Below are 16,729 nucleotides of genomic sequence, written 5' to 3'. Positions count from 1 at the left end.
CGTCAGCACTCCATCCGGTTTGGTTTGGGCCTTGCGCAATCATGCGCAAGGCCCAAACATCAATTGGAAACCGCAGCTTCAGCTAAATCAAAATCGTAATACTCATTCATTACGTCTTGATAATCATGACCTTTCAGAAAATCAAAAACTTTCTGACTGGGCGGTGTCGGGCGTATTGCGATAAGCGCTTTTGCCAGACCTTCCGGGTCTTGCTGCAACTGTATCGGCAACACAGTGCCCCATTCCAGGCTTTTAATCCGCGATGCAATAGCACCGATGTCAAAGGCCACCGGGTACAGCCCTGCCGTTAGAGCTTCGCTCAACGCGTAAGAGTAGGTCTCCGGGCAGATTGATGAGAGAAATATAATATCCGCACCGCTTTCAATTATTTTCTCGGTGACATGATTGTTGTCATAACGCCCCAGAATATTGACATTGGCCAGTGTTTTGAAATCCTGAACCCGAATAACGTCACCCAGTATTGAAAAGCGCAAAGGCAGGTTCATTCCCGACGCCAGTTGCGCGCAATCGAAAATGACATCTTCGCCCTTATGCACATTCAGGTGCCCGAGCAGCAGAATGTTCTGAATGCGTTTTTCCCCTGCCGGTCTGCTGGCGCGCTTTTGCAACCGCTCGATTGCCGCATTGTCCCGCTTTTTCTCGGGATGCGGGCGAACTGTGAATTTCAAGTCAGGGAAATAGCGGTTCATGCGGTTTGCCACATCAATATCCGGCACAAAGCGCTGCCTTGCATGCCGCAGCAGCCTGTAGGACTTGCTGCGCCAGTCGCTGATCGAGGTCGCGCCAAATGGCCTGTCTGGCGCAATACATGCATTGCAGACATTTTCCGCTGGCTCGCGGCAATAATCTCCGTATCGGTTCACCAGAAAAATTCTCGGGCAGACCGAGAAATAGTCATGCAGGGTCACGTCGTATGGCACCCCTGCGCCAAGACATGCCAGTTGCAGCCAGTCGGCGGTGTTCGATGGCATATCGATGGTGTGATGAATGTGCACGAGCTTTACGGAGTACCGATCAAACAAGCGGGACAGAACAGACGGGTCGGATTGAGTGCTGATGGATGCAATGCGGGTTGAACCGCTGTCATCCACCATATCGACCGCAATATTGCTGCGATTGGTTGTATCGGCCACGAGCATGAGGGTGGGAATATGCTTCCGCCGCATGACCCTGGCCAGGTCTGCCACATGGCCAGTCGTGCCGCCTCCCCAACTGTGCGTGACAAACATAACCGCATCATCAGCCCTGGCTCTGGTGCCCTGCACTGCGTGATATGGAATATCGGAAAGCACCCGGCCGACACTGTTCAGATATGCGTAGCCGCTGCGAACATCCGGTTCCAGATGCGCGCCTTCCGCCCATTCATTCCAGGCATTGACGCATATGAACCGGCGGTCTTCCGGCAATGTCACATTGGCACGGTAAACGAGCGCTTCCAGCCATGACTGGAACCTTTCCGGCGTGCTGCCATGCAGGACATGGGCGCGATAGCCATAACGCGCAGTGTTGTCCCAATCGGGAACAATGGAGGGAAAGCGCGTGAAAGCTCCCGCTGGAATTTCCTTTTCATAATGCGCGGCAATTTCATCGTAGGAAAAAACCCTGCCGGCAATATCGCCGTAAGAGTGCACGGCTGCCGTAATGTCCTTCACGGCACCATTTGTCCAATCATACAACACCCGGTCGGCACCCGCATCCATGCCGAACTGTTCAGGACTGCTGGCCCCAGCCGCCAGTGTAGCAACCAGATAGGGCGCTTTCAGCCCGGCCTTTTCACACTCCTGCGCCCAGATGGCAATATACTCTTCGGGGTTGACCATCGACGAAGGGCGATAGACGTGCAGCATGGGTCTGCCGTCCACGGTGATATAGCGCTCATCCTGAAAAAACGGGATCAGATATTGAATAAACGCCCGCGCATCGTCGGCTGAGTAGTTCTGACCGAGCAGAACTTCCCGCTCGCTGCCATCCCAGCGTCTGGTCCAGTTTTCATTGGCCCAGCAAAAGCAGAACGGCATATTGATGTCTTTATTGGCCAGAAGATCCTTGACGGGTTCCTCCAGAATAAGCTCGCCTGAGAACCAGTAGTGATAAAAGATCAGGCCATGCACGCCAGCTTTTTTCATCAGGTCTGCTTGCTGACGCAAAATCCTGTCATCTTCAATGTGGTAATAGCCAAGGTCTGCATGCGGCACGCGCTGCTGGTAGTGCCCTTTGAAAAGCGGATTGGCAGCCCTGACTTTTGTCCACTCCGTAAAGCCTTTGCCGTGCCATTCATCGTTTTTCGGGTTGGGATGAAACTGCGGCAGGTAATAAGCCAGTATTTTCACGTCGTTGTGGACGATCGAGGTGGAATAGTCCTCTTGCTCTTCGGCAAAATCTGCCGGAACATCGTATTGGGCATGGTGCAATTGAACAATATCGCCCCGGGCATCTGCCAGCAGCGAAACAGCCAGACGTTCCAGCATATGCGCAACGTTGCCATCATCTGCATGAGGCTGGGCGTCAAAGTCCTTGTAAGTCAGCGGCAGAGCCAGAAAATCCTTCAACGCATCAGCGCGGGCCCAGAACATCACACCAGCCGGCAAATTAACCGGCGGCGTGTCGAACTGGGCGTTGCCATCTTTTCGTGAAAGAATGGTCCGAACCCATGCGCTTCCCTTGTCATCACCGTGGGAAGCCGCGTCAAGCTCGGGATGATGCTGAGGCACAACAAGCTTGACCTCGGGCGAAACAAGGTGAAGCACTTTCGACGCATAGGCCGGCACATCGCCAGCGCTGCCCAACAAGCTGTCCAGCGCCAGCTCACGCAGGACAGTGTCGATCTGCTGGTCGGCCTGCGCGCCCGCATGGAAATGGCCAATCACATCATAGGCCGTCAACTCAGTGCCGAACTCGACTGTCAGCGGTGCGATTTCAGGCGCACTGTCAGGCACCGCGCGAACGGTAAATTTGCCGGCCTGCGGCAGAGCAGTTCTGACGAACTCGATGAAGTCAGGCTGGTTCAAGCGCTCCACAACAGAAACATAAACGTCAAACGGGGCGGCTATACGCGACAGCCGAAACGCAACATCCGCAACAGCCTCACGCGAGGACACATGCAGGTGTACGGCAACGCTTCCTGTTGCGGCAGGCTGCAACACGGTATTTGCATCTGCGAAAATATACTGCGGAACAACGGCAGACGGGCGAGCGACTTCGGTGCTGACCGCTTCGACAAAAGCCTTACGCGCGGCCAATCTTTGCGGAAGCTGGCCGGACACTGTCCACCAGGCAGCTTTGGCCGCTTTGCGGCTCAACCGCCTTGCCCGCGGAAAATTATGGCTGACATTGCGCAAGGGCCCGGTGGCCCGCCACATTGTGCTGCTGACGATATCCTGAAGCTGGGCCTCGGTTTGTTGGCGAACCGACGTCTCCTGCTCACGCAGAACGATCTGCTCTGCCAGATTCTGTTCAGTCTGGCGCAATGTCTGCATCAACAAGCCTTCGGCATGCTCGGCCCGATGCAGCTTTCTGGTCAACGCAGCTTCGCGAAGTCTGGCAGTTTCCGCCATATGGCCCAGCACTTCAGGCCCGGCAATCTTTTCCAGATGCCTGATTTGCAGCCGGCCCTGTTGTTCTTTCAGTGAATGAACCAGGGCACTGCCACGGCTGGAAAAAAGTCGGCGGACAAGCGCTTCAAGCTGGGGCGTCTTTGCCATTTCAAACAGTGTCACCAGTTCCGGTGGCAGATTGTTGCCAACTCCCAGAACTCCGAGCCCAAAACTGTGCTTGAAACTGAAAGACGGATGGTCCCTGGACAACTCTTCCCACAGCTTCCAGACACCGAAGTTATTCTGCCGGGCCTCAATGTCGTGGAACAGCACGACACCCCTGTCGGTCAGCGTCGAACGCCAGGTCTCGAAATCCTTCCGGACTGCGTCGTAAGTGTGCGTACCATCAATATGCAGCAGATCTATTGAACTGTCCGAGAAACAGGCCCTCGCTTCGTCAAACATTGCGCGCAGCAGAGTTGAAAACGCGCCATAACGCGGGTCGTGATAGGTTGAAAGCTCTTCAAACAAGCCCTCTTCGACTTGCATATGAACATCGCCGTGCCATGTGTCGACCGCCGTTGCCACCGTGTCCAGTTGCAACGCGGAAACAGCCTGACACATTGCGCAATATGAATTGCCGCGATGTGTGCCGAGCTCCACCAGTCGCCGAGGCTGAAGAACCTTCACAAGCCAATAGGCAAAAGGAATGTGCCCTACCCAATGCTCATAAGGCACCAACCGCTCAGGATACCAGAAATACTCATCACCGATTCTAAGATCTTGGATAATGCGACCGAGCAAAGTGCTGTCATTTTCTGACAGTTGTTCGGGTATCAGGGGCTTCTTCACACTCGCTCCGATATTGAACTTTGATAGGGAGATGGCAGGACTGGGTAAATAGAACATCCCCCGCACACTACAATCATGAATCTTACGAAAAACCCAACCTGCGGTATTATGGCGATCGAAACGGCAATATTCAGGCAAATGCCAGGCCGGCAATTGGCCATGGCTGAAAACAAAAAAGCGTCTGCGCAGCTTTTCCGCTGCGCAGACGCCTTGTTACGCCCTGAAAGACTTTATCAGAAAGGGCTGTCCGGGAAATAATATTGCTCGGCGTTTTCCGGAGTGATCAGCCTTGAACCAATGATGAACCGGCCTGATACAGGTGCGTTGGACACAAAGTTCAGTGCGGTCATTTCAATGGCTGAGGAAATCAAAGCCGGCGGATATGTCACGTTAACTGGCAACTGCTTGTCGCCATCCATGATGCGTTTGACAATTTCCTTCATGCCAGCACCACCAATGACCCACATCTGGTCACTGCGGTTGGCTGCGGAAATGGCCTCAAGCACACCAATGGCCATGTCATCATCTGCTGCCCAGACTGCATCGATCTGCGGATATTTGGAAAGGTAATCCTGCATGACGTTGAAAGCGTCATCGCGGTTCCAGTTGCCGTGCTGCATATCCAGGATTTCGACGTCAGAGCCTTCCAAAGCCTTCTGGAATGCCTCTACGCGTTCATTGTCCAGCGTGGTTGGAATGCCGCGCAACACCACAATCTTCGAACCGGCTTCCAGATTGTCGCGGAAATATTCACCGGCGACACGGCCAAATGCTGTGTTGTCGCCAGCGACATACAGATCTTCAATGCCTTCCTGCGAAAGGCCGCGATCCACCACGGTCACGAACTTTCCGGCATCCTTGACCGCCTTGATCGGCGCAGTCAGCGGTTCGGACTCAAATGGCAGCACCACAAGCGCATCAATATTGCGGGTGGCCATCATGTCTTCAATGTCGTTGACCTGCTTGGCTGAAGCACCGGCAGTGGAAAGAACGAATTCCAGATTGGGATAGGTTTCGCTCAGACGTTTGATTGTGTCCTGTGCGTGCCAGTTCAAACCACCCATGAAGCCGTGTGTTGCCGATGGGATGGAAACACCGATAATCGTCTTTTCAGCATCTTGTGCCACGGCCATGCCGGTGCCCAGGCCCATTACCGCTACCAGCGCTGTGGCTGCCTTGAACAGGGTTCTGCGTTTCATGTCGTTCCTCCCTTGCAATTACCGCTCGTCGGCGGCGCGTTTTTCTCGCTGCAACACAACAGCAAGCACAATGATGACCCCTTGGATTGCCCCGTTGAGATAGGGGCTGACCAGATTGGCCAGATTCAGAATATTGTCGATCAGGCTGAGAATGAGCACGCCGACAACGGTGCCCCAGACCCGGCCACGCCCGCCTTTCAGCGCGGTGCCACCAATAATCACGGCAGCAATGGCTTCAAGTTCCCACAAAACACCGGTTGAACCGGAAGCAGAGCCAAGGCGCGGCACATACAGCACCACTGCCAACCCGACCAGAATGCCCAGCAGCATATAGGTCAGAAGCCGGACACGGTTAACGTCGATGGCCGAATAGCGCGCAACACGGTCGTTGGAACCGGTGGCTTCCACATGGCGGCCGAACCGGCTGTGCCGCATCATCCATTCACCGGCAATTGCAACAATGGCAAACACGATGATCGGCCACGTGATCCAGCCGATTCCGCCATAATAGACCGGGCGGTAAAGAGTGCGCAGGCCATAATCCAGGCTCAGCGTGCCACCATCGGCAAGCCATGTCACCAGAGAGCGGAAAATGCCCATGGTGCCCAATGTAACGATGAAAGGCTCAATACCGGCTTTGGTTACCAGCGCACCGTTGAGGTAGCCAGCGGCGATGCCGCCAATCACCGCCACCCCCATGCCCAGAACAATGGTTCCCCAGGTAACACCAACACTGGGCACAAGCGCGTTCATGGCAATAATGGCGACACCGGCCAGAAAGGCCGCCATGGAGCCAACGGACAGATCAAGTCCACCCGCAGTGATGACAAAGGTCATGCCAACGGCAATCATGCCAATAAAGGCCGATCGCGCCAGAACATTGGTAATATTGGCCGGGGCAAGAAAGGCGCTGTTCAGCATCGCGCCCAGAATAACCAGCGCTACAAGGGCGATCAGCGGACCAAGCGTGTGGAGATCAAGCTTCTTCATGCGGCCTCTCTGCCCACGCCCATTGCCAGGCGCACAATATTGTCTTCGGTGATCGCATCACCCGAAACTTCACCCGCCAGTTGCCCTTCGCGCATGACAAGCACCCGGTCGGAAAGGCCGATAACCTCGGTCATTTCACTGCTGATGACGATAATGCTGAGCCCGTCTTCGGCCAGCTTGCGAATGAATGCGTAAATCTGGCTCTTGGTGCCCACATCAATGCCGCGTGTCGGCTCATCGATGATGATGATGCGCGGCTCGGGCAGCATGGTCTTGGCCAGAAGCAATTTCTGCTGGTTGCCGCCCGACAGTTTGCCCGCAAGTATGGTGGGGCTGGGTGCGCGGATATCAAATTCCTGCGTGGCGCGTTGCAGGGCCGCTTCTTCAGCCTTCCTGTCCACCCGCCAATTGCCAAACCGCTCCAGCGTTGCCAATGTCAGGTTTTCCCGCAGGCCCTTGTCCAGAAGCAAACCGGCTTCCTTGCGATCTTCTGTCAGATAGGCCAGCCCGGCATCAAACGCATCTCGCAGGTCATTGATCCTGACCGGCTTGCCCTGCACTTCAATTTCGCCCGTGGCAGGGCGCAGGCCAACCAGCCCCTCTGCCAGCTCGGTGCGGCCGGAACCGACAAGCCCCGCAATGCCAAGCACTTCCCCGCGCCGCAGCACAAGATCAACATCCTTGACCCGGCCCGGAACCGTCAGCTTGCGAACTGTCAGTGCCGGCTCCGATGAAGGGTTGCCTTTGGGCGGGTAAAAATCTTCCAGTTTGCGGCCAACCATGGCTGTGGCCATGCCGCCTTCATCCAGTTCACCACGAACCGCCTGGCGCACCACGCGCCCGTCTCGCAGAACGGTGATGCGATCGGCAAGGTGCGCCACCTCATCCAGACGGTGTGAGCAATAGAGAATGGCAACGCCATCGGCACGCAGCCGATCAATCTGCTCATAAAGTGTATGAACTTCACGATGTGTCAGAACCGCGCTTGGCTCATCCATGATCAAAACGCGGGCATTGCGCGCCAGGGCCTTGGCAATTTCCACCATCTGCCGGTCCGGCACAGAAAGGTCTCGAATGACGGCGTCGGGCGAAATGGACGTATTGAGGCGCCGCAGCAACTGCTCTGCCTCCTGCCGCATAGCCGTGTGGTTCAGCCGCCAGCCACCCAGCTCTCGCCCCAGAAATATATTGGCTGCAACCGTCAGATCCGGCGCAATGTTGAATTCCTGATGGATGACAACAATGCCCTGAGCCTCTGCCTCTGGTCCGCTGGCAAAGCGCACAGGCTTGCCATTCAACAACACATCACCCTCTGTCGGATCCAGAAATCCGCCGAGAATTTTCATGATTGTTGATTTTCCAGCTCCGTTCTCGCCGATCAGCGCGTGCACTTCACCGGCTTGAAGCGCCAGGTCAACATTGTGCAGAACCCGAATGGGACCAAAGCTTTTGGAAACATTGCTGAGAGTCAGAACCGCCAAGGCTACACCTCCACCCAAGCGCCATCGCGGCGGGAAGATGCCTGCGCTGCCGCAATGAACGCCATGCCCGACAAAGCGTCTTCCAAACCCGGCACGCGGGTTTGAGCCGCATCGTCACCGCGGATGATGGCCGCGATATCGCGATACAGGTTGGCAAAGCCTTCCAGATACCCTTCCGGATGGCCGGGCGGCGTGCGGAAGGACAAACTGCGATCCTGTGTCCGTGTGTGCATCTGGGCAGGGCCGTTCTTCGGAAACAGCATAAGCCGTTCGCAGTCCTGCAATTTCCATTCCAGGCCTGCTTCACTGCCGAAAATTCGCAATGACAGGCCATTTTCCTGACCAGTGGCGACCTGGCTGGCCCAGAGGCCGCCTTTGGCACCACCAGCGTAACGCAAGGCAATGCGTGCATCATCATCCACTGCGCGCCCCGCAACCATGCTGGACAGATCTGCCGACAGGTGACCTGGCGTCATACCGGTGACAAATTGCGCCAGTTGCCAGGCATGTGTGCCAATGTCGCCAATGGCACCCGCGCCAGACCGCGCCGGATCTGTGCGCCATTCAGCCTGTTTGCCTGCCGCCGGGTCGGTCAGCCAGCCTTGCAGATATTCTGCCTGCACCAGACGAATTTCACCCAGCCGACCTTCCTGCACCAGCGCGCGTGCCTCGCGCACCATCGGCATGGCGCAGTAATTGTGCGTCAGAAAGAACTTCGCGCTGCTGGCCCGAACGGCATTGGCAATTTCCTGCGCCTGTTCCTGCGTCGCCGCCAGTGGCTTGTCGCAGATGACATGGATGCCCGCCTGCAGAAACGCGATCGCCGGAGCCGCGTGCAGATTGTTGGGTGTTACGATCGCCACCGCCTCGACACCATCCGCGCGCCCGGCCTCTTCCCTGGCCATGTCTTCAAAGCTGTTATAGCTGCGAATTCCCAGTTCTTCGGCACTTGCAGCGGCGCGCGCGGCGTCTGATGACAAGGCCCCGGCCACAAGCTCAAACTCGCCATCCATGCGCGCGGCTATGCGGTGAATGGCGCCGATAAAGGCGCCCGTGCCACCCCCAACCATTCCCAGGCGAATTCTGCTCATAGCCCCAACGCCTTCCTGACGGCCTGCGGGTCAATGTCCGAAGCGGCAAAGTCGTCAAATGCATGCGGCGTGACGCGAATGATGTGGTCGCGAACAAAACGCGCGCCTTCCCTCGCCCCATCTTCCGGATGTTTCAGGGCGCATTCCCATTCAACCACGGCCCAGCCGTCAAAACCATACTGCGTCAGTCTGGAAAATACGCCCTTGAAGTCCACCTGCCCGTCTCCCGGGCTGCGGAACCGTCCAGCCCGGTTTGCCCATGACTGAAACCCGCCATACACGCCTTGTCGCCCTGTCGGATTGAACTCGGCATCCTTGACGTGAAACATCCGGATCCGCTCATGATAAATGTCGATGTTCTGAAGATAGTCCAGTTGCTGCAGCACATAGTGCGACGGATCGTAGAGCATATTGGCCCGGGCATGATTGCCGACCCGCTCCAGAAACATTTCAAAAGTTATGCCGTCGTGCAGATCTTCGCCTGGATGAATTTCGTAGCAGACATCGACGCCATTTTCTTCCGCCAGATCAAGCAACGGCCGCCAGCGCGTGGCCAGCGTATCAAACGCCATTTCCACCAGACCCGGCGCACGTTGCGGCCACGGGTAAAGATACGGCCATGCCAGTGCACCGGAAAAAGTTGCCATACGATCCAGGCCCAACAGACGGCTGGCGCGAATGACCTTGCCGACCTGATCAACCGCCCATTCCTGCCGCGCCTGCGCATTGCCCTGCACCGCCTGCGGCGCAAAAGCATCAAACCCGGCATCATAGGCGGGGTGAACGGCCACGAGCTGACCCTGCAAGTGGCTGGAGAGCTCGGTCACCTCCACTCCATTGTCGCGAGCAATTCCCAGAAATTCGTCGCGATAGTCAGCGGATGTGCAAGCAAGATCCAGATCGAAAATACGGGCGTCATTTGTGGGCACCTGCACGCCAAGGTAGCCGCATTCGGCCGCCCAGCGGGTCAGGCCGACCCAACTGTCAAACGGCGCGTCTGCACCAACAAACTGCGCCAGAAACAGCGCCGGGCCCTTAATCGTCTGCATGAAATCTCACTCCCTGCCTATAAGCTGCACTGGACTGCAATCGATTGCAAACGATTTCTTGCAGCCCGATGCGCGAAGCCATATTGTCGCGCCATGAACAAGAGGCAGACCATAGCCGGCAGGGCCAGATTGTCGGATGTTGCGAAGGTTGCAGGCGTTTCCGCTGCAACCGTGAGTCGCGTTCTTTCACGGCCTGACCTTGTGGCTGACGCCACGCGGGAATCAGTCATGCAAGCGGTGGATGCCACCGGCTACCGCATGAACCACGCTGCAAGAAATTTGCGCAAACAGCGCACAGGTTGCGTGGTGGCGCTTGTGCCAAATCTCGGCAATCCGTTCTTCGCCAAAATTCTGGATGGTATGGGCCGGGAACTGGCACGGTGCGGCTACAATCTGCTGGTGGCTGACACGCAGGAAGATGCAGCGCCGCAACTGGCGCTGCACCGTTTTCTGGACCCTTCACGCGCGGATGGCATTATTCTGCTGGATGGTCGCGCCAGCCTTGGCAACATGGCAGGAAACCCGGACCTGCCGCCGGTGATTACTGCCTGTGAATGGATAGAGGGCAGCCACCTGCCCCGCGTGATACTGGACAATGGCACAGGATCGCGGCAGGCGATTGAGCACTTGCTGGCACTAGGGCACAATCACATTGGCCTGATCTGCGGACCTCCGGAAAATGTTTTGCACAAAGCCCGGCTGGCAGGCGCGCAACAGGCGGCGCACAGTGCACGTCTGACTTTGTTTCCCGGAGATTTTAGGCTGCAGGCGGGGCAGCAGGCGGCACAAAGCTGGCAAATGCTTTCCCCGGACCAGCGACCAACAGGCATATTGGCCTTCTCCGATGAAATGGCCTGTGCCTTCATGGCCAGCCTGCAAAGGGCGGGCTACAGCATACCAAAGGATGTTTCGATCATCGGCTTTGACGATATTGAACTCGTTTCTCATCTTTCGCCGGCGCTGACCACTGTGCATCAGCCCAAGCGCGAATTGGGCCGCAATGCCGCACGGGTCATCCTGAACAGCATTGCAGGAGAAAGCGTGGCTCAAACCACGCTTCTGAAACCTGAGCTCATGATCCGGGAAACAACGGCTAGGCTCTAAAGGCCAAGAAATTTGAACGCTTCTTTTTCCTTGAACTCCGCGTTGGCCTCGCCGGAGAATATGTTTCTCTGGTCTGCGCCAAGATCAAGCTTCATTGTTTTTCCGGTTTCCGGCGAAAAATCCAGTTTGGTCAGATCAACCCAGAACACATTCGGCGTCATGGCAGATTCGAAGAAATATTGCAGGCTGGTCTGATCGGACACGCTGCGCCAGCGTGTGGATGAGATATTGGGCTCTTCCGGTGTGGAAATGCCAAGTGGCACCGACACATTGCGAATGACGCTGAAGGCACTGGCCAGCGTTTCCACCCTGTCGTCAGTTTTTGGTATTGCACCGGCATAGAACGAGGCGCGCGTAAAGCGGTCGGATGCCCGGTTGGTTCCGGGAAGCATCACCGTGCCACCAATCTGCTGCCAATAGCTGTTCAGCGCCAATTGCTGCTCAAACAGTGGAGAATTGGTCATGACATTGTAGTCCGGGCTGTGGTGTATGACCTGCTTGCCATCCACATACTCAAATATAGCACTGTCACCGCCAGCATCCGAAATGGAAAGATGCAGCGTAGCAAGCCTGTCCTCACCCGGTACATTGGCCGTAACAATGGTGAACGGCTCATCGCGCAGCGCATCAACGGCTTCCTGCACCGTGGCGTAATTGTCGAGCACATATTGCGCCCACGCTGAAATCGCCAGGCCCGGGCCGGTGCCATCGAAATGCGGATATTCCGATTCCACAAGCCACAACATGTTGGCAACAAGGCCGGCCTCATTCATTCCATCTGTGGTGGAAACGTCGTATCCGCTGGCAATCACGCTGCCATATCTGGACGTCCACTTGATTGAGTTCGGGCCGGCCTCACCTGAACGGTCCATGCCGCGTGGAAAAACCCACAGGTTCGTGCCGACATCGACCTTCCAGTCCATGGATCTGGCGGTAATGATCTGATCGCCGCCGCCCTTGTAGACAAAGCGCGTGCACGCATCGGCCATCAAGGTGCTGCTTAGGAACACTGCGGTGCAAATTGTTGCGATGGAGCGCTTGCGCAAGAACATGACATCATCCCCTAACCCGTGATGACGGGTATAAAGGCCGCTTTGTGCGACAATGCCAAGTCAATTTCGTCACATAAATGATTTTCCGGCAAAGCTTTCCAGACTAGGTCTTGAAAACAAAGGCCGCACCCAGCGCGATAAAGCAAAATCCAATCAGATGGTTGATGGTAATTGCCTCTTTCAGCCAGAAAACCGAGAAGCCGGCAAACACCATCAGGGTGATGACTTCCTGCATGGTTTTAAGCTGGGCTGTCGAGTAATACTCGCTTCCCCAACGGTTGGCAGGCACAGCCAGACAATATTCAAAAAACGCAATTCCCCAGCTGACCATGATGGCAATCATCAGCGGAGAAGCCTTGTGCTTCAAATGCCCATACCAGGCAAACGTCATGAAGATATTGGATACCACCAGCAAAAGCGGCGTCAGAAACATATTCATTGTCATGGTGGCCGAACCCGTGGAGTTGATACGCGCTGGAGCATTTCTCGTTGAAACGTGACCATTTCAACGGCAAGATAATGAAACATTACAAAAAGTTAGAGCGGTTCAGGTGAACGAAATCATCACCTGAACCGCTCTAATACAGCAGTTTCAACTTCAATGGGAAGCGGTATCGCATCTGGTCGGAAAGGGGTTGCCGCACGGCCCTGTTGTTGAGCCGCACGGCAGTTTTCATTCACAATGTCAGAACTGGCGACCCAGTTTGTGGTCCACCGAATGCTTGTTGGCGCCGTGGATGAAGAAGAAAAAGGTGATAGCCGCCCAGAGGATGGATTTCTCAGCGCCCGAAAAGCCTTCGGCCTGAACCACCCAGTGGAAGTACACCGTTACCAGCAGAACGACCGTTGCAGCCAGTGCTGCGGGCCGAGTGAACAGGCCGATGACCAGCAGAAGACCACCCAGAAATTCGGTTGCGGCCAAAAGTGGCGACCAGAACGCACCTGGATAGAAGCCAAGGTTTTCAACCATTCCAGTCATCCGGAACGGATCCATGATTTTGGGGAAACCGTGCACCATCAGTGCCGCTCCGCAAATCACCCGCAACAGGGTTTCGGAGGGCGCACGCAATGCATCGTAAAATCCGGCCAAGGCGGGAATACGCTCGCCAACGCGTGTTTCAATATTTGACATGTCAGATCCTTTTTCCGCGGCTGTCAGCCTGCGGCATAGCAAAATGAAATTGAGTGGTAAGTCAGATCAGACTGTCAGTTCGCGCGGTGGCCGTTCCAGCCTGCCGCCTGCACTGCCCTGCGGCAAAAGATCGATGGTGTGCGCAAGCAACATTTTGTCCGCCATGCGCACAGCATCTGATTGCGCAGCATGCAAAACAGCCTTGCCAAGGCACGAAGTCTCTGCCGGCGCTTGCTTGGCAACGCGTGCATTTTCCGTGTCGATGCTGCACACGCGGATGCTCTGCTGCGAGGGGCAGGTCACTTCCGCCGCCACTGCAACACGCAAGGGAGCCGCCAGACAGGCGGCCACCAAGAAGAGCAGAAAGATTTTCAATATCGCCGACACAAGCCAGCAGTTAGATTTGGAACGGCAGGTTGTCAATCCTTCGCCCGGATTTCCTGCCCGCGCCCCTCACCTCTGGACCGGCGCGATACGCGATCCAGCACAGCATTGACCAGCCTCGGCTCATCTTCAGAATAGAACGCCTTGGCAATGTCCACATATTCGGAAACGATGACGGCCACCGGCACATCCTTGCGGCTGGTAACTTCGTAAGTGCCAGCGCGCAGAATTGCCCGGAGGGTGGTGTCCAGCCTTGCAAGTGGCCAGTCCGCGGTTAAAGACGAGTGGATCAGCGGGTCGATGGTCTTTTGTGCACGCACGACTCCTGACACAATGTCTCGAAACCACGCAGCATCGGCCTCACGGTACACATCGCCATCAACCTCCTGGCCCAGCCGGAAGGCTTCATGCTCTGCAACCGTGTCCAGAAGGCTCGTGCCGCCAACATCCATCTGATACAGCGCCTGCACAGCTGCCAAACGCGCCGCGCCTCGCTTGTTGGCTAAGCGCGGCGGTTTGGGAAAAGCATCGGACATGGCTCAGGCTCCGAACGATTTGCGCAGGTCGATCATGGTCAGCGCCGCTGCTGCAGCCGCTCCGCCCTTGTCCTTGCGCGCAACGATGGCTCGCTCCAGCGCCTGTTCTTCATTTTCAACCGTCAGTATGCCATTGCCAATTGCAACGCCTTCCATCGAAAGGTCCATCAGCGCCCGGCTGGATTCATTGGCAACAATTTCGAAATGGTAGGTTTCGCCGCGTATGACGCAGCCCAGCGCAACATAGCCATCATAGGACGTGCCGCCGACATCTTCTCCCGCCAGCGCCATGGTGACGGCCGCGGGAACTTCCAGCGCGCCCGGAACGGTTACCACGTTAAACGTTGCCCCGGCGGCTGTCAGCGCCGCCTTGGCACCTTCCAGAAGATGATCGGCAATATGCTCGTAAAAACGAGCTTCAACGATGAGAATGTGCGGAGCAGATGACATTACAAATACAAATCCTGAACAGAAGCCGGCAAAATGGACCGCGGAACCTGAAAGATTTCCGGACGCGACCCGATTTCACACATGTGCTTGAATGGTTTTACAGCACCCGTTATCCCGCAGACTGTGGAATACCGGTGCCGAACAGACGCTCGGCATAGCGCGCAATCTGGTCAACCTCAAGATTAACCACATCATCTTTTTGTCTTTCGCCCCAAGTTGTGACACCGAGCGAGTGCCGGATCAACAGCACATCAAAAATATCGTCGGCAACGCCGTTAACCGTCAGCGACGTGCCATCAAGGCAGATCGAGCCTTTCTGGGCAATGAAGCGCTTCAGATCCTGCGGGGCGCGCAGCCTGAACCTTGTCGCTTCACCTTCATCCTGAACATCGACAATGCTTGCTTTACCATCCACATGGCCCGAAACAAGGTGCCCGCCAAGTTCGTCACCAACACACAGCGCCCGCTCCAGATTCAGCCGGCTGCCGGGCTGCCAGGCGCCGGCTGTTGTCAGACGCAGGGCTTCTTCCCATGCCTCAACCTCGAACCAGCGTTCATTGGACCCGGGCGCGGCCAGTTGCGTCACCGTCAGACAGACGCCCGCACAGGCAATGGAAGCACCAATGGCGATCGTGGACGGGTCATAAGCAGTTTCCACGCGAAAGGCGCGCCCTTCGTCCAGTTCGCGTACCGCACTTATCTGGCCAATATCGGTAATAATTCCGGTAAACACTAGCGATCCCTTCTTTCATATTCGCACCAGACATCATCGCCGAAGAAATTTTGCTCTGTCAGGCTGTAGTGCTGCAAATGCGCATTTGTCAGCGGCGAGGCAACCCCTTCTGCACCAACAATCACGGGCGAGCGTACGACGATCAGGCGATCCGCCAGGCCTGCGGACAATATCGCTTGCCCCAGCCTGTGCCCGGCTTCGTACAGCACGGTGGAAATTCCGAGGCTGGCAAGGGATGCGAAAAAGCCTGCAAAATCCTGCCTGTCATTGATGTCCAGCAATCGGCACCCCGCCGCCAGATACGGCGCTTTGGCGGCTTCGCCAACCTCTGCCGACACAGCCAGCAGTGTTGGAGTCTGTTTGGCTGTTCGTACCAGCTTGCAGCCTGGCGGCGTAGCAAGCAGCGGGTCATAGACAATGCGCAGCGGTGAACGATCCTCCAGACCCGGCAGACGGCAGGTCAATTGCGGATCATCCGCCAGAACCGTTCCAACCCCAACCAGAATTGCGTCGCTGAAGGCGCGCTGCAAATGTGTCTGACGATTGGCGATTGCGCCACTGATGGCAACCTGACCAGTACCAGCCCGACCAATCGCGCCATCAGCCGACTGTGCAACCTTGAGTGTCACGTAGGGTCTGGCATGCTGGACACGGCTGAAAAAACCGCTCAGCGGCTCTTTCGCAGCCTCTGCCTCGACGCCGAGGGTAACACTCACCCCGCCTGCCTGCAAAATGGCGAAACCGCGGCCATCCACCCGCATATCAGGATCTTGCAGCGCCACAACAACCCTGGCAATCCCGGCACGCACCAGCGCATCGGCGCAGGGCGGCGTTACACCATGATGCGCGCACGGCTCCAATGTCACATAAGCAGTTGCGCCGCGCGCCGCTTCACCCGCTTCCTGCAGGGCCAGCACTTCACCATGCGGCCGCCCACCCTTTGCAGTCACGCCACGGCCAACAATCTTCGGTTCATGGCCGTTGTGCTGCGCAACAATCAACACCCCAACCGAAGGGTTGGATCCGGTCAGACCGACATGGCATCGAGACAGGCGAATGGCAGCGGCCATGTAACGGCGATCCGCTTCAGTCGCCACACCGTTAACGGGTGACATGGCCGGC

The 16,729-nt window shown here is 56.5% G+C and carries 15 protein-coding genes; 1 reads left to right on the top strand and 14 read right to left on the bottom strand.

Features of this window, described 5'->3' with window-relative positions:
* Positions 1-59: 59 nt before the first annotated feature.
* From FPY71_RS06965 to FPY71_RS06940, 6 genes are all read right to left on the bottom strand, one after another.
* Positions 60-4,406, bottom strand: coding sequence for a glycoside hydrolase family 99-like domain-containing protein (locus FPY71_RS06965; RefSeq protein WP_188052248.1), 4,347 nt, complete (start codon positions 4,404-4,406; stop codon positions 60-62).
* A gap of 233 nt (positions 4,407-4,639) precedes the next feature.
* Positions 4,640-5,605 (bottom strand): ABC transporter substrate-binding protein, encoded by a 966-nt coding sequence (locus tag FPY71_RS06960; RefSeq protein ID WP_149299073.1) that lies wholly within the window; start codon positions 5,603-5,605, stop codon positions 4,640-4,642.
* A gap of 18 nt (positions 5,606-5,623) precedes the next feature.
* Positions 5,624-6,595 carry an ABC transporter permease gene (locus tag FPY71_RS06955; RefSeq protein ID WP_149299071.1) on the bottom strand — a complete coding sequence of 324 codons (972 nt, stop codon included), beginning with the start codon at positions 6,593-6,595 and terminating at the stop codon, positions 5,624-5,626.
* Positions 6,592-8,076, bottom strand: coding sequence for a sugar ABC transporter ATP-binding protein (locus FPY71_RS06950; RefSeq protein WP_149299069.1), 1,485 nt, complete (start codon positions 8,074-8,076; stop codon positions 6,592-6,594). The genes FPY71_RS06955 and FPY71_RS06950 overlap by 4 nt, the downstream gene beginning before the upstream one ends.
* 2 nt (positions 8,077-8,078) lie before the next feature.
* Positions 8,079-9,167 carry a Gfo/Idh/MocA family protein gene (locus FPY71_RS06945; RefSeq protein WP_149299067.1) on the bottom strand — a complete coding sequence of 363 codons (1,089 nt, stop codon included), beginning with the start codon at positions 9,165-9,167 and terminating at the stop codon, positions 8,079-8,081.
* Complete coding sequence (locus FPY71_RS06940; protein ID WP_149299065.1) at positions 9,164-10,216, bottom strand: sugar phosphate isomerase/epimerase family protein; 1,053 nt, start codon at positions 10,214-10,216, stop codon at positions 9,164-9,166. The genes FPY71_RS06945 and FPY71_RS06940 overlap by 4 nt, the downstream gene beginning before the upstream one ends.
* 93 nt (positions 10,217-10,309) lie before the next feature.
* On the opposite strand from FPY71_RS06940, the gene FPY71_RS06935 reads away from it, so the two are divergent.
* Positions 10,310-11,320: a LacI family DNA-binding transcriptional regulator gene (locus FPY71_RS06935; RefSeq protein ID WP_149299063.1), complete on the top strand. Its 1,011-nt coding sequence runs from the start codon at positions 10,310-10,312 to the stop codon at positions 11,318-11,320.
* Here the strand turns inward: FPY71_RS06935 and FPY71_RS06930 are convergent.
* The 8 genes from FPY71_RS06930 to ribD all read right to left on the bottom strand — a co-directional run bounded on the left by FPY71_RS06930 (position 11,317) and on the right by ribD (position 16,722).
* Positions 11,317-12,372, bottom strand: a complete 1,056-nt coding sequence (locus FPY71_RS06930) for a linear amide C-N hydrolase (protein WP_149299061.1) — start codon at positions 12,370-12,372, stop codon at positions 11,317-11,319. The genes FPY71_RS06935 and FPY71_RS06930 overlap by 4 nt on opposite strands.
* A gap of 103 nt (positions 12,373-12,475) precedes the next feature.
* Positions 12,476-12,817: a DMT family protein gene (locus FPY71_RS06925; protein ID WP_149299059.1), complete on the bottom strand. Its 342-nt coding sequence runs from the start codon at positions 12,815-12,817 to the stop codon at positions 12,476-12,478.
* A 240-nt stretch (positions 12,818-13,057) separates the two neighbouring features.
* Positions 13,058-13,504: a DoxX family protein gene (locus FPY71_RS06920; protein WP_149299057.1), complete on the bottom strand. Its 447-nt coding sequence runs from the start codon at positions 13,502-13,504 to the stop codon at positions 13,058-13,060.
* A gap of 66 nt (positions 13,505-13,570) precedes the next feature.
* Positions 13,571-13,831, bottom strand: a complete 261-nt coding sequence (locus tag FPY71_RS06915) for a hypothetical protein (RefSeq protein WP_149299056.1) — start codon at positions 13,829-13,831, stop codon at positions 13,571-13,573.
* 92 nt (positions 13,832-13,923) lie between these two features.
* Positions 13,924-14,424 (bottom strand): transcription antitermination factor NusB, encoded by a 501-nt coding sequence (gene nusB / locus FPY71_RS06910; RefSeq protein WP_149299054.1) that lies wholly within the window; start codon positions 14,422-14,424, stop codon positions 13,924-13,926.
* Between the two features lie 3 nt (positions 14,425-14,427).
* Complete coding sequence (locus FPY71_RS06905) at positions 14,428-14,874, bottom strand: 6,7-dimethyl-8-ribityllumazine synthase (RefSeq protein WP_149299052.1); 447 nt, start codon at positions 14,872-14,874, stop codon at positions 14,428-14,430.
* Between the two features lie 109 nt (positions 14,875-14,983).
* Positions 14,984-15,607, bottom strand: coding sequence for a riboflavin synthase (locus FPY71_RS06900; protein ID WP_149299050.1), 624 nt, complete (start codon positions 15,605-15,607; stop codon positions 14,984-14,986).
* On the bottom strand, positions 15,607-16,722 hold the full coding sequence (ribD, locus tag FPY71_RS06895) for a bifunctional diaminohydroxyphosphoribosylaminopyrimidine deaminase/5-amino-6-(5-phosphoribosylamino)uracil reductase RibD (RefSeq protein WP_149299048.1): 1,116 nt from the start codon (positions 16,720-16,722) through the stop codon (positions 15,607-15,609). Before ribD ends, FPY71_RS06900 begins: the two co-directional genes overlap by 1 nt.
* Positions 16,723-16,729: the final 7 nt, after the last annotated feature.

Origin of the sequence: Aureimonas fodinaquatilis (assembly GCF_008369445.1) — a bacterium.
GTDB lineage: Bacteria > Pseudomonadota > Alphaproteobacteria > Rhizobiales > Rhizobiaceae > Aureimonas > Aureimonas fodinaquatilis.
This window is presented reverse-complemented; position numbering and strand designations above follow the sequence as displayed.

What these genes read in the sequence shown, in the direction of transcription:
- ribD (WP_149299048.1), bottom strand. Translation starts at nt 16,722, where the DNA reads ATGTCACCCGTTAACGGTGTGGCGACTGAAGCGGATCGCCGTTACATG.
- FPY71_RS06905 (WP_149299052.1), bottom strand. Translation starts at nt 14,874, where the DNA reads ATGTCATCTGCTCCGCACATTCTCATCGTTGAAGCTCGTTTTTACGAG.
- FPY71_RS06935 (WP_149299063.1), top strand. Translation starts at nt 10,310, where the DNA reads ATGAACAAGAGGCAGACCATAGCCGGCAGGGCCAGATTGTCGGATGTT.
- FPY71_RS06925 (WP_149299059.1), bottom strand. Translation starts at nt 12,817, where the DNA reads ATGACAATGAATATGTTTCTGACGCCGCTTTTGCTGGTGGTATCCAAT.
- FPY71_RS06940 (WP_149299065.1), bottom strand. Translation starts at nt 10,216, where the DNA reads ATGCAGACGATTAAGGGCCCGGCGCTGTTTCTGGCGCAGTTTGTTGGT.
- nusB (WP_149299054.1), bottom strand. Translation starts at nt 14,424, where the DNA reads ATGTCCGATGCTTTTCCCAAACCGCCGCGCTTAGCCAACAAGCGAGGC.
- FPY71_RS06955 (WP_149299071.1), bottom strand. Translation starts at nt 6,595, where the DNA reads ATGAAGAAGCTTGATCTCCACACGCTTGGTCCGCTGATCGCCCTTGTA.
- FPY71_RS06920 (WP_149299057.1), bottom strand. Translation starts at nt 13,504, where the DNA reads ATGTCAAATATTGAAACACGCGTTGGCGAGCGTATTCCCGCCTTGGCC.
- FPY71_RS06945 (WP_149299067.1), bottom strand. Translation starts at nt 9,167, where the DNA reads ATGAGCAGAATTCGCCTGGGAATGGTTGGGGGTGGCACGGGCGCCTTT.
- FPY71_RS06960 (WP_149299073.1), bottom strand. Translation starts at nt 5,605, where the DNA reads ATGAAACGCAGAACCCTGTTCAAGGCAGCCACAGCGCTGGTAGCGGTA.
- FPY71_RS06930 (WP_149299061.1), bottom strand. Translation starts at nt 12,372, where the DNA reads ATGTTCTTGCGCAAGCGCTCCATCGCAACAATTTGCACCGCAGTGTTC.